General features: G+C 72.1%; 22 protein-coding genes. 7 read left to right on the top strand and 15 right to left on the bottom strand.

The genetic code is table 11. From position 1 onward, the window contains the following. Nucleotides 1-16: 16 nt before the first annotated feature. From IEY82_RS35580 to uraD, 7 genes are all read right to left on the bottom strand, one after another. Nucleotides 17-1366, bottom strand: coding sequence for a glycerate kinase (locus tag IEY82_RS35580; RefSeq protein ID WP_225264283.1), 1350 nt, complete (start codon nucleotides 1364-1366; stop codon nucleotides 17-19). A 151-nt stretch (nucleotides 1367-1517) separates the two neighbouring features. Next, complete coding sequence (locus tag IEY82_RS35575) at nucleotides 1518-3035, bottom strand: 8-oxoguanine deaminase (RefSeq protein ID WP_373291477.1); 1518 nt, start codon at nucleotides 3033-3035, stop codon at nucleotides 1518-1520. 5 nt (nucleotides 3036-3040) lie between these two features. Further along, on the bottom strand, nucleotides 3041-3514 hold the full coding sequence (locus tag IEY82_RS35570; protein WP_189128684.1) for a (2Fe-2S)-binding protein: 474 nt from the start codon (nucleotides 3512-3514) through the stop codon (nucleotides 3041-3043). Further along, nucleotides 3514-4374 (bottom strand): FAD binding domain-containing protein, encoded by an 861-nt coding sequence (locus IEY82_RS35565; RefSeq protein WP_189128683.1) that lies wholly within the window; start codon nucleotides 4372-4374, stop codon nucleotides 3514-3516. Before IEY82_RS35565 ends, IEY82_RS35570 begins: the two co-directional genes overlap by 1 nt. Nucleotides 4375-4376: 2 nt before the next feature. Then, on the bottom strand, nucleotides 4377-5243 hold the full coding sequence (gene pucL, locus IEY82_RS35560) for a factor-independent urate hydroxylase (RefSeq protein ID WP_189128682.1): 867 nt from the start codon (nucleotides 5241-5243) through the stop codon (nucleotides 4377-4379). Then, nucleotides 5244-5543: a hydroxyisourate hydrolase gene (gene uraH, locus IEY82_RS35555; protein WP_189128681.1), complete on the bottom strand. Its 300-nt coding sequence runs from the start codon at nucleotides 5541-5543 to the stop codon at nucleotides 5244-5246. Then, nucleotides 5540-6049 (bottom strand): 2-oxo-4-hydroxy-4-carboxy-5-ureidoimidazoline decarboxylase, encoded by a 510-nt coding sequence (uraD, locus tag IEY82_RS35550; RefSeq protein WP_189128680.1) that lies wholly within the window; start codon nucleotides 6047-6049, stop codon nucleotides 5540-5542. The genes uraH and uraD overlap by 4 nt, the downstream gene beginning before the upstream one ends. A gap of 163 nt (nucleotides 6050-6212) precedes the next feature. Here uraD and IEY82_RS35545 point away from each other — a divergent pair, with 163 nt between their 5' ends. Next, nucleotides 6213-7052 carry a deoxyribonuclease IV gene (locus IEY82_RS35545; RefSeq protein WP_189128679.1) on the top strand — a complete coding sequence of 280 codons (840 nt, stop codon included), beginning with the start codon at nucleotides 6213-6215 and terminating at the stop codon, nucleotides 7050-7052. A gap of 640 nt (nucleotides 7053-7692) precedes the next feature. Here the strand turns inward: IEY82_RS35545 and IEY82_RS35540 are convergent. The 3 genes from IEY82_RS35540 to IEY82_RS35530 form a co-directional block, all read right to left on the bottom strand. Then, nucleotides 7693-8433 carry a LytR/AlgR family response regulator transcription factor gene (locus IEY82_RS35540; protein ID WP_189128678.1) on the bottom strand — a complete coding sequence of 247 codons (741 nt, stop codon included), beginning with the start codon at nucleotides 8431-8433 and terminating at the stop codon, nucleotides 7693-7695. A 66-nt stretch (nucleotides 8434-8499) separates the two neighbouring features. After that, nucleotides 8500-9645, bottom strand: coding sequence for a sensor histidine kinase (locus IEY82_RS35535; RefSeq protein WP_189128677.1), 1146 nt, complete (start codon nucleotides 9643-9645; stop codon nucleotides 8500-8502). A 44-nt stretch (nucleotides 9646-9689) separates the two neighbouring features. Then, nucleotides 9690-10286: a molybdopterin-dependent oxidoreductase gene (locus tag IEY82_RS35530; RefSeq protein WP_225264281.1), complete on the bottom strand. Its 597-nt coding sequence runs from the start codon at nucleotides 10284-10286 to the stop codon at nucleotides 9690-9692. A gap of 244 nt (nucleotides 10287-10530) precedes the next feature. Between IEY82_RS35530 and aroF the strand changes: the two genes are divergently transcribed. Continuing rightward, complete coding sequence (gene aroF, locus IEY82_RS35525; RefSeq protein WP_189128676.1) at nucleotides 10531-11562, top strand: 3-deoxy-7-phosphoheptulonate synthase; 1032 nt, start codon at nucleotides 10531-10533, stop codon at nucleotides 11560-11562. A gap of 51 nt (nucleotides 11563-11613) precedes the next feature. Here the strand turns inward: aroF and thiI are convergent, their stop codons facing one another. Next, nucleotides 11614-12813, bottom strand: coding sequence for a tRNA uracil 4-sulfurtransferase ThiI (gene thiI, locus IEY82_RS35520; protein WP_189128675.1), 1200 nt, complete (start codon nucleotides 12811-12813; stop codon nucleotides 11614-11616). Nucleotides 12814-13030: 217 nt separating this feature from the next. Here thiI and IEY82_RS35515 point away from each other — a divergent pair, with 217 nt between their 5' ends. Continuing rightward, nucleotides 13031-13960 carry an MHYT domain-containing protein gene (locus IEY82_RS35515; protein ID WP_189128674.1) on the top strand — a complete coding sequence of 310 codons (930 nt, stop codon included), beginning with the start codon at nucleotides 13031-13033 and terminating at the stop codon, nucleotides 13958-13960. Nucleotides 13961-14013: 53 nt separating this feature from the next. Next, the gene (locus IEY82_RS35510) at nucleotides 14014-14835 is read left to right on the top strand and encodes an MHYT domain-containing protein (RefSeq protein ID WP_189128673.1); all 822 of its coding nucleotides are present in this window, start codon (nucleotides 14014-14016) and stop codon (nucleotides 14833-14835) included. Nucleotides 14836-14972: 137 nt separating this feature from the next. Here IEY82_RS35510 and IEY82_RS35505 read toward each other — a convergent pair whose 3' ends face one another. Then, nucleotides 14973-15998: a 6-phosphofructokinase gene (locus IEY82_RS35505; protein WP_189128672.1), complete on the bottom strand. Its 1026-nt coding sequence runs from the start codon at nucleotides 15996-15998 to the stop codon at nucleotides 14973-14975. Nucleotides 15999-16114: 116 nt separating this feature from the next. Between IEY82_RS35505 and IEY82_RS35500 the strand changes: the two genes are divergently transcribed. After that, complete coding sequence (locus IEY82_RS35500; protein ID WP_189128671.1) at nucleotides 16115-17575, top strand: FGGY family carbohydrate kinase; 1461 nt, start codon at nucleotides 16115-16117, stop codon at nucleotides 17573-17575. 133 nt (nucleotides 17576-17708) lie between these two features. After that, complete coding sequence (locus IEY82_RS35495) at nucleotides 17709-18440, top strand: Clp protease N-terminal domain-containing protein (RefSeq protein WP_189128670.1); 732 nt, start codon at nucleotides 17709-17711, stop codon at nucleotides 18438-18440. Here IEY82_RS35495 and IEY82_RS35490 read toward each other — a convergent pair. Together IEY82_RS35490 and IEY82_RS35485 are read right to left on the bottom strand one after the other, a co-directional pair. After that, the gene (locus IEY82_RS35490; RefSeq protein ID WP_189128669.1) at nucleotides 18437-19813 is read right to left on the bottom strand and encodes a N,N-dimethylformamidase beta subunit family domain-containing protein; all 1377 of its coding nucleotides are present in this window, start codon (nucleotides 19811-19813) and stop codon (nucleotides 18437-18439) included. The genes IEY82_RS35495 and IEY82_RS35490 overlap by 4 nt on opposite strands. A 165-nt stretch (nucleotides 19814-19978) precedes the next feature. Continuing rightward, nucleotides 19979-20881 carry a lactonase family protein gene (locus IEY82_RS35485; protein ID WP_189128668.1) on the bottom strand — a complete coding sequence of 301 codons (903 nt, stop codon included), beginning with the start codon at nucleotides 20879-20881 and terminating at the stop codon, nucleotides 19979-19981. 96 nt (nucleotides 20882-20977) lie between these two features. Here IEY82_RS35485 and IEY82_RS35480 point away from each other — a divergent pair, with 96 nt between their 5' ends. After that, the gene (locus IEY82_RS35480) at nucleotides 20978-21835 is read left to right on the top strand and encodes a bifunctional helix-turn-helix transcriptional regulator/GNAT family N-acetyltransferase (protein WP_225264279.1); all 858 of its coding nucleotides are present in this window, start codon (nucleotides 20978-20980) and stop codon (nucleotides 21833-21835) included. A gap of 115 nt (nucleotides 21836-21950) precedes the next feature. Here IEY82_RS35480 and IEY82_RS39640 read toward each other — a convergent pair. After that, nucleotides 21951-22379: RNA-guided endonuclease InsQ/TnpB family protein (locus IEY82_RS39640; protein WP_229697777.1), on the bottom strand; the 429-nt coding region annotated here is incomplete at its 5' end.

Here is a 22379-nt window from a genome sequence, read left to right as displayed (position 1 = left end):
TGACGGTCAGGACCGGTCACAGGCGGTCGGCGGCCAGGCGGGCCGCCAGGCGTTCCAGGAGAGGCCCGGCCTCGGCCATGCAGCGGACCGGGTCGGGCTCCAGGTCGGTGAGCGCGTACGCCGCCTTGATGCCGGCCACCTGGAGCTCGGCGTCGGACAGGGTGCGGCGCCCGCAGACCGCGACCACGGGGACCCCCGCCTTGGCCGCCGCCTGCGCGACCCCGACCGGGGCCTTGCCGCGCAGCGACTGCTCGTCCAGCGACCCCTCTCCGACGATCACCAGCCGGGCGCCCTGGACGAACTCACCGAAGCCCAGCAGGTCGAGGAGGTAGTCGATGCCGGGACGGATGTCGGCACGCAGGAAGGCGAGGGCGGCGAAGCCGACCCCGCCGGCGGCCCCGGCTCCCGGGGCTCCGGCGACGCCCATGGGCCGGGGCGCGCCGTCGTGCTCGACCGCGCCGACGAGGCCGTGGGTCCGGGTGGCGACGGCGGCCAGCCTGCCGAGGGCGGCCTCCAGGATCCTGACGTCGTCCGCGGTGGCCCCCTTCTGGGGACCGTAGACGGCCGCCGCCCCGTGGGGGCCCAGAAGCGGGTTGTCGACGTCGCTCGCCACCACGAACTCCACACCGGAGACGTCCGGGAAAGCGGCCAGGTCGATGCGGTCCAGCTCGCGGAGGGCCGCCCCTCCCGGGCCGAGTTCCCTGCCCTCCGTGTCCAGGAGCCGCGCCCCGAGAGCCTGGACCATGCCCGCTCCCCCGTCGGTGCACGCGCTGCCGCCGAGGCCGAGCACGACACGTCGCGCGCCCCGCTCGACGGCGTCGGCGATGAGCTCGCCGGTGCCGTAGCTGGTGGCGGTGAGCGGCTCCCGGTCCCCCGGCAGCCGCCGCAGACCGGACGCCTCGGCGAGCTCGATGACGGCGGTCGGCCGGGCGTCCCGTGCGGACGGCCAGGGCTCCCGCGCGGACGGCCGGGCGTCAGGAGTAGGAGACCGGGCATCCCGGGCGGACGGCCGGACGTCAGGAGCGGGAGACCGGATGTCACGCTCCGGCGGCCGGACATCGCCCGAGGGCCGGCCGACATCGCGCGTGGGCGGCGGTGCCGATCCGGCGGGCCGGTCACCGGCGGGGTGGCCGGTGGGGTGCCAGGCGTAGGCGGCCTGGACCGGCCGGCCGGTGGGCCCCGTCACCTCGCGGGTGATCCGGGTGAAACCGCAGGCCACGACCGCGTCCACGGTGCCGTCGCCGCCGTCGGCCACCGGCAGCTCGACCGCCGGGACGCCGAGCCCGGCCGCCACCCTGGCCGCCACCTCGGCCGCCGTCAGCGACCCCTTGAACTTGTCCGGGGCGACCAGCACATGATCAACCACTAGGTACTCCCACGCGTCGGGCGGACAGCGGGCGGGCGCGCCCCGGGTGCGAGCGGGCGTGCCGTTGCCGCTTCATCATCACACCCCGGCCCGCGGCGTCTCCGGCCGGTCGCGCCGTACGTCGCCGGAGCCGGCGGCAGGGCCGGCGGGGTCACGATCGGAACCTCCCGGTGGTGGCGACCCCTCGATCTTCGGCCAGGCGCAGCAGGCGGCGGTGCGCCCGGGCGCCCGCCCGTCCGGCGGCGTCATGCGCGACGGTCCGCAGCTCGCCGTCCTCGACCAGCGTCTCACCGCCGGCCAGCAGGCGGGCCAGGGGCGGCTGACGCGTCGCGAACACCAGCGCGCAGACGGGGTCGGTCACCGCGCTCGCGAAGGGCTCGTCGACCCGCCACAGCGCGATGTCGGCCAGCTTGCCCGGTTCGAGCGTGCCGAGCTCGTCCTGGCGGCCGAGGTTGCGGGCGCCGCCGAGCGTGGCCAGCTCCAGCGCCTGCCGGGCGGTGAGCGCGGTGGGCCCGTACCTCGCCCGCTGGAAGAGCAGCGCCTGCCGCATCTCGCCGGACAAGGTGGTCAGCTCGGAGGAGGCGGCGCCGTCGACGCCGAGGCCGACGTTCGCGCCGCGCCGCAGCATCTCCGACACCCGGGCGATGCCCGCGCCGAGCCGCCCGTTGGAGCTGGGGCAGTGCGCCGAGCCGGTGCCGGTGGCGGCGAACCGGTCGATGTCGGAGTCGCTCAGGTGCACGGTGTGCGCGAACCACACGTCGGGCCCCAGCCAGCCGAGCTTCTCCATGTAGTCGACCGGCCGCACACCCGCCTGTTCCAGGCAGAGCCTCTCCTCGTCCAGCGTCTCGGCCAGGTGCGTGTGCAGGCGGACGCCCTTGTCCCGGGCCAGTTCGGCGGCCTTGGTCATCAGGTCGGCGCTGACCGAGAACGGCGAGCAGGGCGCGACCGCCACCCGCAGCTTCGAGGAGAACGACGGGTCGTGGTGGGCGTCGATCGCGTCGGCCGTGGCGGCGAGGATCTCGTCGAGGCGCTCGACCACGACATCGGGCGGCAGCCCGCCCCGCGAGGCGCCCCGGTCCATCGAGCCGCGCGCCGGGTGGAAGCGGATGCCCAGCTCGCGGGCGGCCTCCACACCGGCCGCGAACAGGTCGCCCCGGCCCTTGGGGAACAGGTAGTGGTGGTCGCTGGAGGTCGTGCAGCCGGACAGCGCCAGATGGCCGAGGCCGGCGAGCGCGGCGTCCCTGACAACCTCGGCGTCCATCGCGGCCCACACCTCGTACGACGCCACCAGCCACTCGAACAGGGTCGCGTCCTGCGCCAGGCCCTGTGAGGCCCACTGGTAGAGATGGTGATGGGTGTTGACCAGTCCGGGCGTGGCCAGGCACCCGGTGCCGTCGATCCGCGTCAGGTCCGTGGCGCCGCCCGTGGCACCGCCCATGGCGCCGCCCATGGCGCCGTCCGTGGCGCCGTCCGTGGCGCCGTCCGTGGCGCCGTCCGTGGCGCCGTCCGTGGCGCCGTCCGTGGCGCCGTCCGTGGCGCCGGGCAGGTCCGTCATCGGGCCGACGGCGGCGATCCGGTCCCCCTCGATCCGGATATATCCGGACTCGATCTCGGGGCCGGCGACCGGCGCGACGTACACGTTCTCGATCAGTACGGCCCCGGCCGCCACGCCGGTCACCTGGCCGCCGCCTTCCGCGCCGCCGCCAGCCGCACCGCGTCGAGGATCTTCTCGTATCCCGTGCAGCGGCACAGGTTGCCCGCCAGGGCCTCGCGGATGTCGGCGTCGGAGGGCTTGCCGACCCGTTCGATGAGGTCGTGCGCCTGCACGACGAGGCCGGGGGTGCAGAAGCCGCACTGCACGGCCCCGCACTCGGCGAACGCCTCCTGCACCGGGTCGAGCCGGTCGCCCTCGGCGAGCCCCTCGACGGTGCGCACCCGGCGGCCCTCGGCCTGCCCGGCGGCGACCAGGCAGGCGCAGACCGGCGTGCCGTCCAGGTAGACCGTGCACGATCCGCACTCACCCTGCTCGCAGGCGTTCTTCGAGCCGGGCAGCCCAAGCCGCTCGCGGAGCACGTACAGCAGGCTCTCGCCCTCCCACACGTCGTCGGCGACCTGCTCGCGGCCGTTGACGGTGAACGTGACGCGCATCAGGCGGCCCTCCTTCCTCGGTGGTCGTTCCACGCCCAGGTGAGCGTGCGGCGGGCGAGCACGGCGATGGCGTGCCTGCGGTAGGCGGCGGTGCCGCGCACGTCGTCGATCGGCGCGGCCGCCGCGGCGCACAGCTCGCCGAACCGGCCGAGCAGCGCCGGGTCGAGCCGGGAGTCCCAGTCGAGCTCCCGGCCCAGGAACTCCTCGGCCTCCACCGCTCTGCGCGGCGTGGGCGCGGCCGAGCCGAGACCGGTGCCGACCCGCCGCTCCCCGGGGTGCAGCGCGACGGCGAACGAGCACACCGCGATGACCATGGCGTTGCGGGTGCCGACCTTGGAGAAGTACTGCGGACCGGTGGCGGGCCTGAGGTGGAAGGCCCGGATCAGCTCGTCGGGCCGCAGCGCCGACCGCTTGACGCCCAGGTAGAACTCGCCGGCGGGGATCATCCTGACGCCGCCGTCGCGTGACGCGACCTCCACCACGGCGCCGGCGGCGAGCAGCGGCGGGTGGCTGTCGCCCGCGGGCGAGGCCGCGCCCAGGTTGCCGCCGACCGAGCCGCGGTTGCGGATCTGCGGCGAGCCCACCGTCCGCGACGCCTGCGCGAGCCCCGGCAGCGCCTCGCCCAGCTCGTCGATGATCCTGGTGTACGGCACCGCGGCGCCGACCCGGCAGACGCCGTCGGCCAGGGTCCAGGTCCGCAGCTCGGCCACGTTGCCCAGGTCCAGCAGCGCCACGGGCCGGCGCACATCGAAGTTGATCTCGACCATCACGTCGGTGCCGCCCTGGATGGGCACCGCCTCGGGCTGGTCCGCCTTGGCGGCCAGCGCCTCCTCCCACGTCGTGGGGCGCAAGAAGTCCATCGCTACTCCCAGGCGAATCCGGCGTCGGGGGCGTCCTCGCGCAGCACGCCGCCCTCGATCAGGCCGTACGGCCGGTCGGCCGCGTGGAACACCTCGCCCGCGTTGTCCAGCCCGAACGGCGACAGGTCCACCGCGAAGTGGTGTTTGTTCGGCATCTCCAGCCGGACCTCGCAGATCCCGTCACAGGTGTCCAGTACCCGCTTGCCCATGGCGTACAGCGTCTGCTGGAGTGACAGGCTGTGCGTCCCGGCGAACGCCTCCAGCAGGCACCGCCGCACCTCGGTGTAGGACTCGCCGAAGGAGTCCGGGGCGCTCGCGTGCCGCCACCGGGCGGTCACGGCGGTGGCCAGGACCCGGTCGGAGGTCGGCTGGAGCGTGGTGTACTCGTCGACCGCGAAGCCGTGGAACTCCGACCCGGTCGTGTTGAGCAGCACGAGGTCCCTGAGCCCGGAGACCACGGTGGTGCGGCCGTCGCCGTCGTGGTGGACCACGCAGGTGCGCACCTCGCCGCCGGCCCGCACGAACGAGTGCCCGGAGACGGGGATCCGGTCCCAGAAGTACTCCTCGATCTCCACCCGGGCGTGCCGGATCGCCGGCTGCGTGTCCACGAAGTGCCCGGCCAGCAGCCGCGCGAACTCCTCGATCTGACCGACGCCGTGCTTGCCGGCGAAGGCGTACACGGTGTTCTTCTGCGTGTCGGTGGGCAGCACGGCGGCGTTGTCGCCGGTCAGGTGGACGGCCTCCATGTCGCCGGAGAGCGACGAGCTGACGTTGACGTCCTTGAGGTGGTGCACCGCGCCGTCCCTGACGACGCGGACGAGCCTGGTCTCCGCCTTGCCGTAGCGGTTCGGGCCCAGGATGATCGACATCTAGCTCCCTCGGTAGGTGGAGTAGGCGTACGGGCTGAGCAGCAACGGCACGTGATAGTGCAGGTCCGGGTCGGTCACGGTGAAGGTGACGACCACCTCGGGGTAGAAGGTCTCGGCGAGGTAGGCCCCGGTGTCGAAGACGACCCGGTGGACTCCGGCCCCCGGCTGCCAGCCCTTGAGCCGTCCGTCGTCGTCGGTGCGGCCCTCGGCCAGGACCCGCCCGTCGTGCTCCAGCCGTACGCCGACGCCGGCGGCGGGGCGGCCGGTGACGGCGTCCAGCACATGGGTCGAGAAGCTCACGGCGCCTCCCCGAGCAGCTTGGCCAGCCGCAGCCGGGTGATTTTGGCGAGTTCGTCGCGGACCGTGCGGCGTTCGGTCTCGTCGTCGTGCTCCAGCCGCTCCCGCAGCCTGTCCAGCATCTGGCCGCCGGACAGGCCGGTGGCGCAGATCAGGTAGACGTGACCGAAACGCTCCTCGTAGGCGCGGTTCCCCTCGGCGAGCGCCTCCCGCAGGTCGTCCCGCACGCCCGACTGCTCCTGCCGCGACCACGCCGCCTCCCGGTCCGCGCCGGCCGCGCGCTCTCCGATGCGCGGGTGCGCGCCGAGCGCCTCCAGCACCTCGGGCCAGGTCAGATCGTGTACGGCCGCGTCCGCGGCGGCGGCCAGGCCGGCCGGGTCGCGGTAGGGACGGCCGGCCGCGATCGTCCGGGCGAAGACGCGGGAGGCGCAGCAGGTCAGCAGCTCCCGCTCGGCCTCGGCCGGTTCGCGGGCGTTGAAGGCGGCCAGACCGGTGAGCGTGTTGGGCATGCCAGAAGTACACACATGCCCGTCGTGCCCGGTCCATCCGTAAGAACTCTGAACTGCGCAACCGGTTGGCCAGGACTTTTCGTGTCATGCTCCAAGCGCCGCCCCCGGGCAGGCCCACCACCTGCGCGGACGCCGGCACGAGCGGCCTAGACTGTCACCCACCATGACCCTGACCTCTCTCATCGGCGGGCACGTCCTCGTCGCCGGCGGCCTCGCGACGGGCGGCCTGAAGTACATGGCCGAGATCGGCGCCGAGATGATCCAGGTGTTCGTCACCAACCCGCGCGCGTGGGCCCTCACCGCCGGCCGGCCCGACGAGGACGCCAAGCTGGCCGAGTCGGGCGTCGACACCTTCGTCCACGTCCCCTATCTGGCCAACTTCGGCTCGCCGACCCCCGCGACCCTGGCCGGCTCCGTCGCGCTGGTCCGCCACACGCTGCGCCGCGGCGTCGAGACGGGAGCCAAGGGGGTGGTGGTCCACACCGGATCGGCGGTCACCGGGTCACGTGACGACGCCATGCGCCAGGTGCGCGAGCACCTGCTGCCGTTGCTCGACGAGATCCCCGAGGGTGGTCCCGACCTGCTGCTGGAGCCGATGGCGGGGCAGGGCGCGATGCTCTGCGCCACGGTCCAGGATCTCGAGCCCTACCTCGCGGCGCTCGACTGGCACCCGCGCGCGGGGGTCTGCCTCGACACCTGCCACGCCTTCGCGGCGGGCCACGATCTGGCGGCCGAGGGCGGCGTGCGGGAGACCTTCGACCTCCTGCACCGGATCGCGCCGGGCCGGCTGAAGCTGATCCACGCCAACGACTCCAAGGACGTGTGCGGGTCCAAGAAGGACCGCCACGAGAACATCGGCGCCGGCCACATCGGCACCGCGCCGTTCGCCGCGCTGATGCGCCATCCGGCCGTGGCGGGAGTGCCGATCTGCATCGAGACGCCGGGCAAGGCCGAGAAGCACCGCGCCGACATCGAGCTGCTCAAGTCACTGCGCGACAGCTGACCCGCCGCCCGGCGGCGCTGATCACCGTCGTGCCGGAGTGCTCCGCCGATCGCTGGGCTGATCCCCCGTCGTGTCCGGGTGCTCCGCTGCCCGCCCGGCTGATCCGCCGTCGTGTCGGGGCGCCCGCGCCGGCGATCCGACCGCCCCCGGAAGGCCGGATCGCCGCCGAGTCTCCGCGGCCGCTGCGGGCGCCCCTTCACGTAACCGGCAGGCGGGCCCTACCCCCCGGTCAAGGGCCCGACAACCGTGGTGACCAGCGTGGTCACCGTGGAACCGGAGCATCACGCGGGCCTTTCGGCCCGGTCCCCCGATGCCCCGGGTGGCTTCCGATGCCGAAACACTACGGTCGCGATCTTGAAGGCGAAACCCCGTTGGCTCACAGCGCGTCGAACGGTCTGTAGTCAGCGGCATACGGAGAGTGTGTACGCGATGAACGGTCCTTCCGATTCGACGAACGGTCGATTACGGGGCTCGCGCACGCCTTACGCACGGAGATCACGAGGGATACCCGATTCAGCGCACCGGCCGCCCCGGCGTGACCAGGGACATCGCGACCATCACGGCAAAGGCCCCGGGATCGAGGGCGCGGACCCGGCGCCACCCGCTTCACACCCGCCCGCCGGGCGGCGCGGAATCGGCTCTAGGAGATGACGCTGCGGTGCTGGCGGACCAGGAGCTCGCGCACCTCGCGGCTGTGCCTCCGGCTGACCTGGAGCGTCTCGGTGCCCACGGTCAGGGTCACCCGCCCGCCCTCGAACCTGAGCTCGTTGACGTGCCGCACGGAGACCAGGGTGCTGCGGTGCACCCTGATGAAGCCCGCCTCGGCCCAGCGACGCTCCAGCGCCGCCAGCGACATGCGCAGGAGATAGCTGCCGTCGACGGTGTGCAGCCGCACGTAGTCGCCCTGGGCCTCGACGAACAGGACGGACTGCTGCGGCACGAACCTCGTGCGGCCGCCCAGCTCGACCGGGATGACGTCGTCGCGGCCAGGCTCGGCCGAGGGAGCCGCGGCGGCCTCCAGCCTGCGCACGGCCTCGGCCAGACGCTCGGCCCGGACCGGCTTGAGGAGGTAGTCGACCGCCTCCAGCTCGAACGCCTGCACCGCGCACTCCTCGTGCGCGGTCACGAACACCAGCCGCGGCGGGCTGGGAAAGCCGCCCACCAGCCTGGCCAGGTCGAGCCCGTCGAGCCCGGGCATCCGGATGTCGAGGAACACTCCGTCGAGCCGCTCGCCCGTGCCGATCATCTGGACCATGTCCTGCAGCGCCTTGACCCCGTCGTAGGCGGTCGCGACATGCTCGACCCGGCCGTCCTGGCGCAGGAGATATGCCAACTCCTCCAGCGCGGGCACTTCATCGTCAACGGCCAGCAGACGCAGCATGGGTCCTACGCTGCCGCATGAACACCAAGGTCACAAGGGACATGCCAACGTCGCGTAAAGATTCGGCTACAAAGAGCTAAATTGAGTCTTGGGTACGCGCAGCCGCACCTTCGTGCCCGCGCCCAGCGACGTCTCCACGACGAGGCCGTAGCCCTCGCCGTAGATCTGCCGCATCCGCACGTCCACATTGGCCAGCCCGATGCCGTTGCCCTCCCGCCGGGGATCGTCGTCGAGCATCCGGCGGGCCTGCTCGGGGTCCATGCCGGCGCCGTCGTCCTCGACCGAGATGTGCGCCTCCGGGCCCGCGTCACGCGCCACGACGCGCACCTCGCCGCTGCCGCCCCGGCTGCCCATGCCGTGCTTGATGGCGTTCTCCACCAGCGGCTGCAGGCACAGGAACGGCACCGGCACCGGCAGCACCTCCGGCGCCACCTGGAGGCTGAACCGCAACCGGTCGCCGAACCTGGCACGTTCCAGCAGCAGGTAGCGGTCGACGCAGGTGAGCTCGTCGGCCAGGGTGGTGAAGTCGTGGGCCCGGCGCAGCGCGTAGCGGGCGAAGTCGGCGAAGTCGAGCAGCAGCTCGCGGGCGCGCACGGGGTCGGTGCGGATGAACGACGCGATCGTGGTCAGCGCGTTGTAGACGAAGTGCGGCGAGATCTGGGCCCGCAGCGCCCGCATCTCCGCCTCCAGCGCGCGGCGGCGCGACGAGTCGAGCTCGGCCAGCTCCAGCTGCCCCGACACCCAGCCGGCCACCTCGGTGACGGTGCGGACCAGCCCCGCGCTCAGCTCGTCGTCGAACGCGGCCAGCGCTCCGACGATCGTGCCGTCCACGGTCAGCGGCGCCACCACCGCTCCGTACGGCTCGCCGGCGAACACCTGCGCCCGGCCGGCCGCCAGTGCCGTGCGCGCGTAGGTGAGCACCTCGTCGGTGCACGGCCCGTCCCAGGCCAGCGCCGCGTCGGTCGAGGTGATGGCGACGGCGTGGGTGCCGAGCAGGGCGCGCAGGTGGCGGACGGCGTGACGGGCCGAGTCGCGGTGCAGCCCCGTGCGCAGTGCCGGGGCGGCCATCGCGGCGAGGTGCAGCGTGGTGAACGTCGCCTCGTCCTTGGACCGGCGGCCGGACGCCCGGGGGCCGCGCCGCGAAACCCGGGCAAGGCCGTAGCCGAGGACGAAGGTCAAGGAGGAGAGCACCACGCATGCGGTGGTCAGCATGCGGGCAACCGTAGCGGGCCACGGACCGTGTGCGGGCGGAAACCCTACGGAGGGCCCTCGCCGGGTTCTTCCTGGTAGGAGTAACGCTGCTCGCGCCACGGGTCGGCCACGTTGTGGTAGCCGCGCTCCTCCCAGAAGCCCCGCCGATCCTCCAGCAGATATTCGATGCCGCGCACCCACTTGACGCTCTTCCACGCGTAGAGGTGGGGCACCACGATCCGCAGCGGGAAGCCGCGGTCGAGGCTGATCGGCTTGTCGTCGACCTCCATGGCGAACAGGGTGCCGGGTGCGGTGAAATCGGACATCCTGAGGTTGGCGCTGTAGCCGTACTCTGCCCAGATCATCACGTGCCGGACACCCGGGTCGGGTGGCGCGAGGTCGAGGATGGTGGCGGGGCTCACCCCGCGCCACTCGACGCCCATGAGCGAGAACTTGGTCACGCAGTGGAAGTCGGCCACCACGTCGGCGCGGGGCAGCCGTTCGAAGTCGTCCCAGGCGAACCGGTGCTCCTCGCCGGAGGCGGTGGCACCGAAGACGCGGAAGTCCCAGCTGTCGGGCCTGAACTGGGGGACCCTGCCGTAGTGGATCACGGGACGGCCGCGCGGGACGTACTGGCCTGGGGGCAGGCGCGGCTCCTGCACGATCACTCCAATCGCACGCTCTCGTGGTCGTGAGCCATCCTGCCATCGCACCGCCCCCGGTTCGCGCCCGGGTTGGGTGCGCTATTCTTGGGCGCTATGCGCAAGGCGTTCCAGTTTTGGTATGGCGACGGACCCGAGTCCGTTCGCCACCTGACGCTGCGCTGACCAGCAGACAGGCGAACAGAAGGCCCCGGGTCCGTTAAGGACCCGGGGCCTTCTCGCGTTTCCGGAGGAGAAAGAGCAGATGGTTATCGTGATGGGCCCGGAGGCCACCCAGGTCGACATCGAGTCGGTCGTCACGGTCGTCCAGGCGGCCGGCGTGGAGGCGTTCGTGAGCAGGGGCGTGCGGCGCACGATCGTGGGTCTGGTGGGTGACGTGACCCAGCTGGACGCGGCCGGCCTGCGGGGCATGGGCGGGGTGCGCGACGTGATGCGCGTGTCGACGCCGTACAAACTGGTGAGCCGCGAGAACCATCCGGAGCGCTCGACCGTGCACGTGGGCGGGGTGCCGATCGGTCCCGACACCGTGACGCTGATCGCGGGGCCGTGCGCGGTGGAGACGCCGGGGCAGACGCTCGACGCGGCGCTGATGGCCAGGGCTGCGGGGGCGACGCTGCTGCGCGGCGGAGCGTTCAAGCCGCGCACGTCGCCGTACGCCTTCCAGGGGCTGGGCGAGCGGGGGCTGCGCATCCTGGCCGACGTGCGCGAGGAGACCGGGCTGCCGATCGTCACCGAGGTCGTCGACGCGCAGGACGTGGAGCTGGTCGCGTCCTACGCCGACATGCTCCAGGTCGGCACCCGCAACGCGCAGAACTTCGCGCTGCTGCAGGCGGTCGGCGCGGCGGGCCGGCCGGTCATGCTCAAGCGCGGCATGAACGCCACCATCGAGGAGTGGCTGATGGCCGCCGAGTACATCGCGCAGCGCGGCAACCTCGACATCGTGCTCTGCGAGCGGGGCATCCGCACGTTCGAGACCGCCACCCGCAACACCCTCGACGTCTCGGCGGTGCCGGTCGCCCAGCGCCTGTCGCACCTGCCGGTGATCGTCGACCCGTCGCACTCGGGCGGCCGGCGCGACCTGGTGCTGCCGCTGACCCGGGCGGCCATCGCGGTCGGCGCCGACGGCGTGATCATCGACGTGCATCCGCAGCCCGAGCTGGCGCTGTGCGACGGCCCGCAGGCGCTGATCGACGGCGACCTGGAGGAGCTGGCGGGGGTCATGCGCGACCTCCCGGCGCTCCTCGGCAAGTCGGCCGCGGTGGCGCAGCCCGCCTGACGGCGGGCCGTCCGCCCCCTCCATCCGGCGCCGGGTGGAGGGGGCCTGGTGTCAGAGGGTGTACTCCTGGATCGAGTCGGCCAGCTGGACGGCCAGCTCCTCGGCGTCGAGCCGCTTCTCGATCTGCTTCAGGTCCTCGATCTTGGCGCGGGTCTCGGCCCGCTTGGGGGCCAGGAGGCTGCAGCAGTCCTCGTCGGGCAGCTCGGAGATCTCCAGCGTGCCGAGGCGCCGCGCCTCGGCCATGATCTCGGTCTTGTCCCAGCCGATCAGCGGCCGCAGGATCGGCAGCTCGACCGCGTGGTCCTGGGCGGTGATGTTGGTCAGGGTCTGCGAGGAGACCTGGCCGAGCGCGTCACCGGTGATCAGCGCCGAGGCGCGGATGCGGTGGGCGACCTCCTCGGCCGTCTTGAGCATGAGCCGCCGCTGCGCGATCACCGCGAGCCGGTCCTGGCCCGAGGAGCGGATCGACTGCTGGGCCTTGCCGAACGGCACCACCCAGAGCCTCGACCTGCCCTGGAACCGGTCGAGCTTCCTGACCAGCGCGTAGGCCTTGTAGATCGACTCGGACGTGGTGAAGGGGATGCCCGAGAAGTGCAGGAAGTCGACGTGCAGGCCGCGCCGCATCATGCGGTAGGCCGCCACCGGCGAGTCGATGCCGCCGGACATGAGCACCAGGGCCCGGCCGCTGCTGCCGACGGGGAGCCCGCCCTGGCCGGGGATGCCCCCGGTGAAGACGAACACCTCGTCGCGGTCGACCTCGATGGAGAGGGTCAGCTCGGGGTGGCGCAGGTCGACCGGCAGGCCGTACTCGTCGTTGATGGCCCCGCCGACGAACCGGTCGAGCTCGTTGGAGCGCATCGGGAAGCGCTTGTCACGGCGGCGTGAGCGGACCGCGAACGCCGCGCCGCGTTTGACCTCCTCGCGGTCGCGGAAGAGCTCGATGCCGGCCTTGAGCACCGAGTCGGGGTCCTTGGCGACCCGCCAGGCGGGGTGGATCCAGACCAGCCCGGGCACGTCGGCGACCCGCTGGGCCACGGCCTCGGACTCCTCGACGGTGGCGCCCAGAGGCAGGAAGATCGCGACGACTCCGTGGCGGCGGCGGACGTCGACCTTGAGTCCGAGCTCCTGGAGCGCTTCGCGGATGTTGCTGATCAGGCGGCGCTCGAACAGCTCACGGTTCTTGCCCTTGAGGACGATCTCGCCCAGCTTGAGCAGAACGCACGGCTCGCCCAGGGCGGACATCGTCGTCATGGCTGAACCTCCGGGGGAAGACGGGGATACGGGCGTTAGAAGCAACGCGCGACCTATGGAGTTTAGTCCGCCGCCGCCCCCGCACTCGCTTTGTCATGCTGGGGGACTTTTCACCTTCCCGACAGAGAAAATTGACAGATAGTCGAGATATCCATATGAATCGGACAGGGCGGCTGGCAAGATCACGGAGACCCCTATCGCAAGGAAGCTTTGACGAATGTCGGTTGTGAATCACTTCACCCATGGCCCGCTCACGCCCGTGCTCGCCTACGTGATGTCATGCCTGGGGTGCATGCTCGGCCTGCGGCTGACCGCCCAGGCGCACGCCTCCCGAGGCGGCGCGCGGGTGCGCTGGCTGCTCGGCGCGGCCGTCTCCATCGGCGGCACGGGCATCTGGGTCATGCACTTCGTCGCCATGATGGGCTTCGCGGTCGAGGGCACCCAGATCAGGTACGACGTGCCGCTGACCGCCGCCTCCGTGGTCGTGGCCATCGTGGTCGTCGGCACCGGCCTGTTCCTCGTCTCCTACGGCGGGGGCCGGCCGCTCGCCCTGCTCGGCGGCGGCGCGCTCACCGGCCTGGGCGTGGCCAGCATGCACTACCTGGGCATGTACGCGATGAACATGTCCGCGCACGTCTCCTACGACCGCGGGATCGTGGCCGCCTCCGTGGCGATCGCCGTGGTGGCCGCGACCGTCGCGCTCTGGTTCACCCTGCGGGTCAGGAAGCCGATCTGGATCACCGGGGCGGCGCTCGTCATGGGTGTGGCCGTGGCCGGGATGCACTACACGGGGATGTACGCGATGGTCGTCACCCCCCACGCGGAGCCGGGAGTCCTGCCGGGCGCCGACGCGCTCGACTTCCTGGTGCCCCTGATGACCGTGATCTCCCTCATCACGCTGACCATGCTGCTCATGGTCATCCTGGCGCCGTCGGCGAAGGAACTGCACGAGGACGCCGAGCTGGACGCCCGGCTGGAGCGGCGCAGGCTCGTCACCCAGCGGCCGGCGCACCTCACCGGGCCCGTCCAGCGGCCTCTGCCGGCGGCCCCGGCGCCCGTTCAGGAGTGGGGCACGGAACCACCCATGTATCCCGCTCCCTCCCTTGGAGTCCCATCTTCCTCTAGGTCACGATCCCGACACAGGTAGTTGCGCTCCCCGCGACATACCGCCCATACTCCCTTAATTGCTGAGGGGGGCCCATGTCACCGATCGACCATTTCTCCTACGGGCTCATCACGCCCGTGCTCTCCTACGCCATGTCCAGCGTGGGATCCATGCTCGGGCTGCTGCTGGCTTCGCGGGCCCGTCTCGTCCAGGGCAGGGAGCGAGCATTCTGGCTCGTCGGAGCCGCCGTCGCGCTCGGCGGCACGGGCATCTGGACGATGCACTTCATCGCCATGATGGGCTTCGGGGTACGCGGCACGGTGATCCGCTACGACGTGCCGCTCACCGCCGCCTCGGCGTTCCTCGCGGTCGTGGTCGTGGGCACCGGGCTGTTCCTCGTCTCCTACCACGGCGAGCGCGTCGCCTACCTCCTCGGCGGCGGCCTGCTGACGGGCGTCGGCGTGGCCGGCATGCACTACCTCGGCATGATCGCGATGAACATGTCCGGCCACGTCAGCTACGACCCGCTGATCGTCACGCTCTCCGTGCTCATCGCGATCGCCGCCGCGACCGTGGCGCTCTGGTTCACCATCCGCGTCACGGGCGCCGTCCAGCGGATCGGCGCGGCGTTGATCATGGGCATCGCGGTGACGGGCATGCACTACACCGGCATGTTCGCCATGGCGGTCGACGTGCACGAGACGACGATCCCGCTGGCCGGGTCCAAGGGGATCGACTTCCTGCTGCCACTGATCGTCGGCATCAGCCTGATCACCGTGGGCCTGCTGCTCGCCGTCATGCTGTCGCCGTCGGAACGCGAACTGCGCGGCGAGGAGGAGTATCTGTCCCGTACGGAGACGGAGAAAGGCGACGAGGGCGCGCCGCAGGCGAATCTCTTCGGCACGCCCCGCGGTTGAGCTATCTCCTGGGTACGGCTTGCGACGCGTAGTGGGCCGCCGACTCGTCGCGGCGCAAGCCGTACCCTGAGGGGGGGTTGTAGCGGTAACCCCGCTGACTCAGAAGGTACGGCCCGCCGCTTGCAAGCCGCTTACAGTCAGCCGAAGAAGACCTCGGCCTCCTCGTAGCGCGACACGGGCACCGTCTTGAGCTCGGCCGTCGCCTCGTCGAGGCCGACTCGCACGATGTCGGTGCCGCGCAGCGCGACCATCTTCCCGAAGTCACCCTCGTGGGCCGCGTCGATCGCCTGCAGGCCGAACCTGGTGGCCAGCACCCGGTCGAACGCGGTCGGGGTGCCGCCGCGCTGGATGTGGCCGAGCACGGTGGTGCGGGCCTCCTTGCCGGTGCGCTTCTCGATCTCCCTGGCCAGCACCTCGCCGATGCCGCCGAGCCGCACGTGGCCGAACGCGTCGAGCTCGCCGGCCTGCAGCTCCATCTGCCCCTCGATCGGGTGCGCCCCCTCGGCGACCACGAGGATCGGCGAGTAGCGGGTGCGGAAGCGGGACTCGACGTACTCGCAGACGCGGTCGATGTCGAACGGCTTCTCCGGGATGAGGATGACGTTGGCGCCGCCCGCCATGCCGGCGTGCAGCGCTATCCAGCCCGCGTGCCGGCCCATCACCTCACAGATCAAGGCCCGGTGGTGGGACTCGGCCGTGGTGTGCAGGCGGTCGATGGCCTCCGTCGCGATGTTGACGGCGGTGTCGAAACCGAAGGTGTAGTCGGTGCCGGACAGGTCGTTGTCGATCGTCTTGGGCACGCCGACGACCCTGACGTCGCGGTCGTAGAGCTGCTTGGCCACTCCGAGGGTGTCCTCGCCGCCGATGGCGATGAGCGCGTCGACACCCGTCGCCGCCAGGTTGTCCTTGATCCGGTCGACACCCCCCTCGATCTTCATGGGGTTGGTGCGCGACGAGCCCAGGATCGTGCCGCCTCGCGGCAGGATGCCACGGACGGCCTGGATGTCCAGGGGCATGGTCTCGCCTTCGAGGGGACCACGCCAGCCGTCACGAAAGCCGACGAACTCGTGGCCGTAGGCGCCCACTCCCTTGCGGACCACGGCCCGGATGACCGCGTTGAGGCCGGGGCAGTCGCCACCCCCGGTGAGCACTCCAATACGCATGACGGGTTCCTCCCGATGAGCTTCACTACCAGAATCGCATTGTGCCCGCCTGTGCGGGCATTGGTCTAGACCAAATGCGAGCGTACCGAGCGAAACGTCTTCCGGGAGGAGAATCCGTGAGCGTGTTGGCGATAGACGCGGGCACGACGGGGGTCACGGCACTGGTGGTGACCGATGACGGCCGGATCGAGTCAAGGGGTTACCAGGAGTTCGCCCAGCATTTCCCAGAGCCGGGTTGGGTGGAGCACAACCCCGAGGAGATCTGGCAGGCCGCGCTGAGCGCCTGCGCCGTGGCGCTGCGCGGGGCGACCTCGGCGCCGGTCTGTGTCGGGATCACCAACCAGCGGGAGACCGCGGTGCTGTGGGACCGGCGCACCCTGGCGGCGCCGCGCCGGGCGATCGTCTGGCAGGACCGGCGCACCGCGGGCATCTGCGGCCGGCTGCGGGAGCAGGGGCACGAGCCGCGCGTCTCGGAGCTGACCGGGCTGCGGCTCGACCCCTACTTCACCGCCTCCAAGCTGGCCTGGCTGGCCGAGCACGATCCGCGCGCGTGGGCGGGCGTCACCGGCGGCGACGTGGTGATCGGCACCGTCGACTCCTACCTCATCGCCCGGCTCACCGGCGGCGCGCGGCACGTGACCGACCCGTCCAACGCCTCCCGCACCCTGCTGTACGGCCTGGCCTCGGGCGGCTGGGAGCCGGAGCTGTGCGAGCTGTTCGGGGTGCCCGAGGCGGCCCTGCCGGAGATCGTGCCCAACTACGGCGAGCTCGGCCGCACCGACCCCGGCGCCTTCCTCGGGCTCGACCTGCCGATCTCGGGCGTCGCCGGCGACCAGCAGGCGGCGCTGTTCGGGCAGACCTGCTTCGCGGTGGGCGACGTCAAGTGCACGTACGGCACGGGGTCGTTCATCCTGACCAACACGGGCGGCGAGATCGTCCGGTCGGCGGCCGGGCTGCTCACCACGGTCGCCTGGCAGACGCCCTCGGGCGAGCTGACGTACGCGCTGGAGGGGTCGATCTTCGTCACCGGCGCGGCCGTGCAGTGGCTGCGCGACGGGCTGGGCCTGATCGGCACCGCCCCCGAGTCGGAGGCGCTGGCGCGCACGGTGCCCGACAGCGGGGGCGTGGTGTTCGTCCCGGCGCTGACCGGTCTCGGCGCGCCGCACTGGGACCCGGAGGCGCGCGGCCTGATCACCGGCATCACCCGCGGCACGACCAGGGCCCACCTGGTCCGGGCCACCCTGGAGGCGATCGCGTTCGAGGTGCGCGACGTGGTCGAGGTGATGACCGGCGGATCGGCCCCGGTGCTCAAGGCCGACGGCGGAGCCAGCGCCAACGACCTGCTCATGCAACTGCAGGCCGACCAGCTCGGCGCGGTGGTCGAGCGGCCGATGATCCAGGAGACCACCGCGCTGGGCGCCGCGTTCCTCGCGGGGCTGGGCGCCGGCGTGTGGGACTCGGCCGACGAGCTGCGCAAGACCTGGCGACTCGACCGCCGGTTCGAGCCCGGCGAGCGCGACGACGCCGGTTACCGGCGCTGGCGGGCGGCCGTCCGGCTGGCGTCCACCCACGACTGAGCCGACCGGGCGACTCTCCGTTCCGCCTCACGGTGTACTACCGGTTGGAGGCGCGGTCCGGGTGACAGCGCCCGGGAGTCCCGACCGTCAACGAGTGGTTGACGGCTCAATATCGTCAACCTATGGTTGACGCATGGAACAGACCGTTCGTCTTGACGACCTGATCAACGCGATCAAGAGCCGCCACCCCGACGGCGATCCCCTGAGCGAGCTGTCCGACGCGGTGACGCTGGGCGAGCACCTCGGCGAGGTGGCCGACCACCTGATCGGCCATTTCGTCGACCGGGCCAGGCACTCCGGGGCCTCCTGGACCGACATCGGCCGCAGCATGGGGGTCAGCAAGCAGGCCGCGCAGAAGCGGTTCGTGCCCAGGGAGGGCACCTCGCTGGCCGAGGAGCTCAACACCTACAGCCGCTTCACCGCGCGGGCGCGCAACGTCATCGTGCGGGCCCAGGAGGAGGCCGGCGGGGCCGGGCACGACCACATCGGCGTCGGCCACCTCGTCCTCGGCCTGCTGCACGAGCCCGAGGCGCTCGCCGCCAAGGCCATCGAGGCGCTCGGCGTCACGCTCGACGAGGTCAGGGAGGCGGTGGCGCCCACGCTCGGCCCCGCCGCCGACCCGCCGTCCGGAGTGCCGGCGTTCAGCGCACAGGGCAGGAAGGTGCTGGAGCTGACCGTCCGCGAGGCGCTGCGGCTCGGCCACAACTACGTGGGCACCGAGCACCTGCTGCTCGCCGCCCTCGCGATGGAGGACGACCCGGCGGTCACGGCCCTCGCCGGGCTCGGCGTGACCAGGGAGCCGGCCGAGCGGGAGGTCGTGCGACTGCTCGACGCCATCGTGCGGGCCGGGGGAAAGCAGTCCTAGGCCGGACCGGCCGGGCCCTTGGCGAACCTGGTCAGCAGGTTGAGCGTCGCGCGGCGGGTGAAGACGGAGGCGGCCCGCGTCACGCCGTGGCCGCACGCCTCACCCTTCATGCCGCACACCCAGCGCATGGTGCCGGAGGCGAACACCCCGGCGCCGCTGGGGGCGACGTAGTAGGTGCTGTTGCTGACGGTGGCCCGGCCGCCGCAGTCGACCGGCGACTCGGCCAGCACCTGGACGCCGTCTGGCGAGCCGGCCGACACCTTGTCGGTCTCGACGCCCGCGAGCCCGGGGAAACTCCTTCCCCTGGTCCCCTTGAAGATCCAGTGGCCCGGCCTGCTCACCCGGTAGGTCGCCTCGGCCGGGAAGCAGTCGTACATCTGACCGACCAGCCCGCTCTCCGGCTCCGACTGCCGCCAGAGCGGGCACTGGGTCTCCTTGTCACACATGATCATCCTGCCGTACAGCCCGATCCGCCAGTAGACGGCGTTGGCCCCGAGAAAGGCCAGGTTCACGCCCCGGTCACGGGCCCGGGTGACGGCCTGCCGCATCTGCGGCGACCAGTACTCGTCATGGCCCAGCGACACCACCGCCCGGGCGCCACGCAGCACGCCGGGGCGCAGGTCCAGGCTCGTCAGGTAGGCCAGCGGCCCCCCGCTCCGCTCCGCCAGCTGGATGGCGGACTGCTCGAAGTCGAGGAAGAGCCGGGCGCCCGAGCCGTCGTACGGACGGTCGAAGGTGACCTTGCGCGACCGGTCGTGGTAGCCGCCGGGCCCGGTGTACAGGCTGCGTCCGCCCCACAGGTTGTACGCCTGCCAGGTGGTGACCGCGTTGACGATCACTACCCGGCCCTCGGTCGAGGCCGAGCGCACGGTGATCGGGACGTAGCGCTGACCGCCCGTGGACGCGTCCAGGCGCACCAGGTAGGCGCCCTCGGCCCAGCCGGTCGTGTCGACGGTGAGCGAGGGCTCCCAGTGGGCTGCGGTGACCATGCCCTCGACGACCTTCGGAGACGGCTGGCGTACGCCGTCGGTGCGGGCGGAGCGCCAGACGAGGGCCGGCCGGGCGCCCATCCGGAACGCCGACGCGGTGAAGCGCGGCGCGGTCGTGGAGACGAGCAGCCGGAACCTCTCCCCCGGCAGCACGCTGACCCGGTCGGCGTAGCCCTCGATCTCGTGCTCCCCGCCGCGCTCGGTGATGCGCCACTGCACGCTCGCGGCGGGCGCCGCGAGCGGCGTGCGTGTGGGCGCGGCCCGCTCGGAGGCGGCCACGGGCGCGGACGCCGAGGCGGGCTCGGGGGCGTCGGGCGCGGAGACGGCGCCGCAACCGGCGGCCAGCAGGACGAGGGCGGCGAGGACGGCGAGGACAGGGCGCACGAGCACCCATGATCGGGGCGGGGCCCCGGACGTCCCTCCCCTTTGGCGAAGTCCTTACCGGAGACGTGCCGGCCCCTGACGAGCGGGCACCCGCCGGGCCCGTGCGTACGTCATGCCCGACGCGGGCCCGGCGGCCGGGCGCGCCCGGCCGGGCCGGTGTCCCGGCTAGGCGGGGAGCACGCAGGACGGGCTCCTGACCTCGTACGCCTGGCCGGTCGGCTCGGGGACGCCGTCCTCCAGCGCGAACACCGTGACGCTGTCGGATCGCTGGTTGGCCACGTACAGGCGGTCGCCGTCGATCGCGAAGTGCCGCGGCCACTCGCCGCCCGACGGGACCTCGGCGACGGGTGAGAGGTCGTCGGCCCGCAGCACCGAGATCGTGTCAGGGCCGCGGTTGGCCACATAGACGAGGCCGTTCGCCACGGCGAGGTGCGAGGGCTGGTTGACCACCTCGCGCCTGGACGCGGGCGTGCCCTGCCTGCTCTCGCCGTCGATGAGGGTGACGATGCCGTCGAGCTCGCCCACCACGTAGAGGCGCGAGCCGGCGAAGGCCAGGTGCCTCGGGCCGGTGCCGGGGTCGAGTCTCAGCGACTCCAGCGGCGTGCCGTCGAGCGTGTAGCGGCGGATCTCGTCGGTGCCCAGGTCGCTGACGTACAGGAGGTCGTCGTGGAAGACGCACTGGTGGGCGTGCGCGCCCTCCTGCCGGTCGGGCACCGGGCCCGCCCCCTCGTGGCGCAGCGTGATCGGCTCCCCGGTGAACGCGCCTCCGGGGCCGAGGTGGTGCAGGCCGGCCGTGCCGTCACCGTAGTTGGCGACCGCGAGCAGCGTGCCCGAGGGATGCACGGCGACATGGCAGGGGCTGTGGCCGTCGCTGGAGCGTTCGTCCAGCGGTGCGAGGCCGCCTTCGGTGGTGAGCGCGGTGATCCAGCCCTGCTCCAGCTCCCCGACGGCGTACAGCACCGGCAGCGTGGGATGCGCGGCGAGGAACGACGGCGAGGCCAGACGGGTCAGCCCGCCGCCGATCGTCTCGATGCCGGGGCCGTAGCCGCCGATGTACAGGCACTTCACAGGAAGGCTCCTCCATGCTTGACTGAGGCAATGACTTCGTTGACAAAAGCAAGGGTTTCTGAGGTCAGAACCTTCAACCGGTTCTATACGAAGGTGATGGGCATCCTCCAGGCGGGCATGCTCGACTCGCCCTATTCGCTGACCGAGGTGCGGGTGCTGTTCGAGCTCGCGCACGCCGGCCGGCTGGAGACCGGCGAGCTGCGCGCCCTGCTCGACCTCGACGCGGGCTATCTCAGCAGGATCCTGGGCCGGTTCGAGGCCGGCGGCCTGATCTCGCGGGAGCGTTCGGCCGCCGACGCGCGCAAGCAGGTGGTGAGCCTGACCGAGGCGGGCGCGGCCACGTTCGACGGGCTCGACGCGCGCTCCAGCGAGCAGATCGAGCGGCTGCTGGCCGGGCTGCCCGACGAGCGGCAGCGGCGACTGGTGGCCTGCATGGCGACGATCCGGGAGCTGCTCGGCGGGCCGGCGGAGCGCGAGCCGTACCTGATCAGGCCGCCGCGGACGGGCGACCTGGGCTGGGTGGTCCACCGGCACGGCGAGCTCTACAGCGCCGAGTGGGGCTGGGGCATGGAGTTCGAACGGCTCGTGGCCCGGATCGTGGCCGACTACGACCCCGCACGCGACGCGGGGTGGATCGCCGAGATCGGCGGCGAGCGCGCGGGATGCGTGTTCTGCGTGCACGAGGACGACACGACCGCGCGGCTGCGGATGCTGCTCGTCGAGCCGTCCGCCCGGGGCCTCGGTCTCGGGCGCGCGCTCGTCGAGGAGTGCGTGCGCCACGCCCGCGATCGCGGCTACGAGCGGATCACGCTGTGGACCCGCGACTGCCTGGCCGGCGCCCGGCGCATCTACGAGGCTGCCGGGTTCGAGCTGGAGTCGGAGGAGCGGGGGACGGAGAACGGGATCGAGGTCGGCGAGCAGAGGTGGACTCTCGGCCTGCGGCGTCCGGCTTAGAGCGCGCGGATGAGCTTCGCGCGGGACACGACAGGGCCTCTAGTCAGCTTCTCAGCCCTGAAGGGACTGAGCTTGCAGCTCCTGGCCGTCGGTGGTTTCGACGGTTTGGTCCGCGTCAGGCAGCGTGACTCACTGCCCAGCCCGTCTCACCGCGTGCGGCGATGTTGCGGGCTGCGTTGACGTCGGCGTGCTCAGCGAAGCCGCACGACGTACAGGCGAAGGTTTCCTGGTCGGGCCGGTTCTTCTTGGCCACGTGCCCGCAGGCCGAGCAGACTTGCGAGGTGTAGGCCGGATCCACCCAGACCACGGCGACACCGGCACGGGCCGCCTTGTAGGCGATGAAGTGGCCGAGCTGGTGAAACGACCACGCATGCAGCGTGACCCGCTGGGGCTTGCGGAGCCGTACCCGGTCGCGGATCCCCTGGAGATCCTCCAGGGCGATCCCTCGCCCGGTGCGTGCAGCCTCGGTCACGATGCGTCTGGCGATGGTGTGGTTGGTGTCGGCGGCGAAACGTGCTTCCTTGCGGCGGCGTTTCCTCAGCAG

This window comes from Nonomuraea cavernae (genome assembly GCF_014646355.1).
In the GTDB taxonomy this organism is placed as follows: domain Bacteria; phylum Actinomycetota; class Actinomycetes; order Streptosporangiales; family Streptosporangiaceae; genus Nonomuraea; species Nonomuraea cavernae.
Note: the sequence above shows the minus strand (reverse complement) of the source record. Positions and strands in the feature narration are given on the sequence as shown.

Excerpts from the sequence above, each read along its gene's own strand:
- IEY82_RS35545 (WP_189128679.1), top strand. The coding sequence starts at position 6,213 with ATGACCCTGACCTCTCTCATCGGCGGGCACGTCCTCGTCGCCGGCGGC.
- pucL (WP_189128682.1), bottom strand. The coding sequence starts at position 5,243 with ATGTCGATCATCCTGGGCCCGAACCGCTACGGCAAGGCGGAGACCAGG.
- IEY82_RS35565 (WP_189128683.1), bottom strand. The coding sequence starts at position 4,374 with ATGGACTTCTTGCGCCCCACGACGTGGGAGGAGGCGCTGGCCGCCAAG.
- IEY82_RS35495 (WP_189128670.1), top strand. The coding sequence starts at position 17,709 with ATGGAACAGACCGTTCGTCTTGACGACCTGATCAACGCGATCAAGAGC.
- IEY82_RS35510 (WP_189128673.1), top strand. The coding sequence starts at position 14,014 with ATGTCACCGATCGACCATTTCTCCTACGGGCTCATCACGCCCGTGCTC.
- IEY82_RS35540 (WP_189128678.1), bottom strand. The coding sequence starts at position 8,433 with ATGCTGCGTCTGCTGGCCGTTGACGATGAAGTGCCCGCGCTGGAGGAG.
- IEY82_RS35480 (WP_225264279.1), top strand. The coding sequence starts at position 20,978 with ATGGGCATCCTCCAGGCGGGCATGCTCGACTCGCCCTATTCGCTGACC.
- IEY82_RS35505 (WP_189128672.1), bottom strand. The coding sequence starts at position 15,998 with ATGCGTATTGGAGTGCTCACCGGGGGTGGCGACTGCCCCGGCCTCAAC.
- IEY82_RS35570 (WP_189128684.1), bottom strand. The coding sequence starts at position 3,514 with ATGCGCGTCACGTTCACCGTCAACGGCCGCGAGCAGGTCGCCGACGAC.
- IEY82_RS35515 (WP_189128674.1), top strand. The coding sequence starts at position 13,031 with ATGTCGGTTGTGAATCACTTCACCCATGGCCCGCTCACGCCCGTGCTC.
- thiI (WP_189128675.1), bottom strand. The coding sequence starts at position 12,813 with ATGACGACGATGTCCGCCCTGGGCGAGCCGTGCGTTCTGCTCAAGCTG.
- aroF (WP_189128676.1), top strand. The coding sequence starts at position 10,531 with ATGGTTATCGTGATGGGCCCGGAGGCCACCCAGGTCGACATCGAGTCG.
- uraD (WP_189128680.1), bottom strand. The coding sequence starts at position 6,049 with ATGCCCAACACGCTCACCGGTCTGGCCGCCTTCAACGCCCGCGAACCG.
- IEY82_RS35535 (WP_189128677.1), bottom strand. The coding sequence starts at position 9,645 with ATGCTGACCACCGCATGCGTGGTGCTCTCCTCCTTGACCTTCGTCCTC.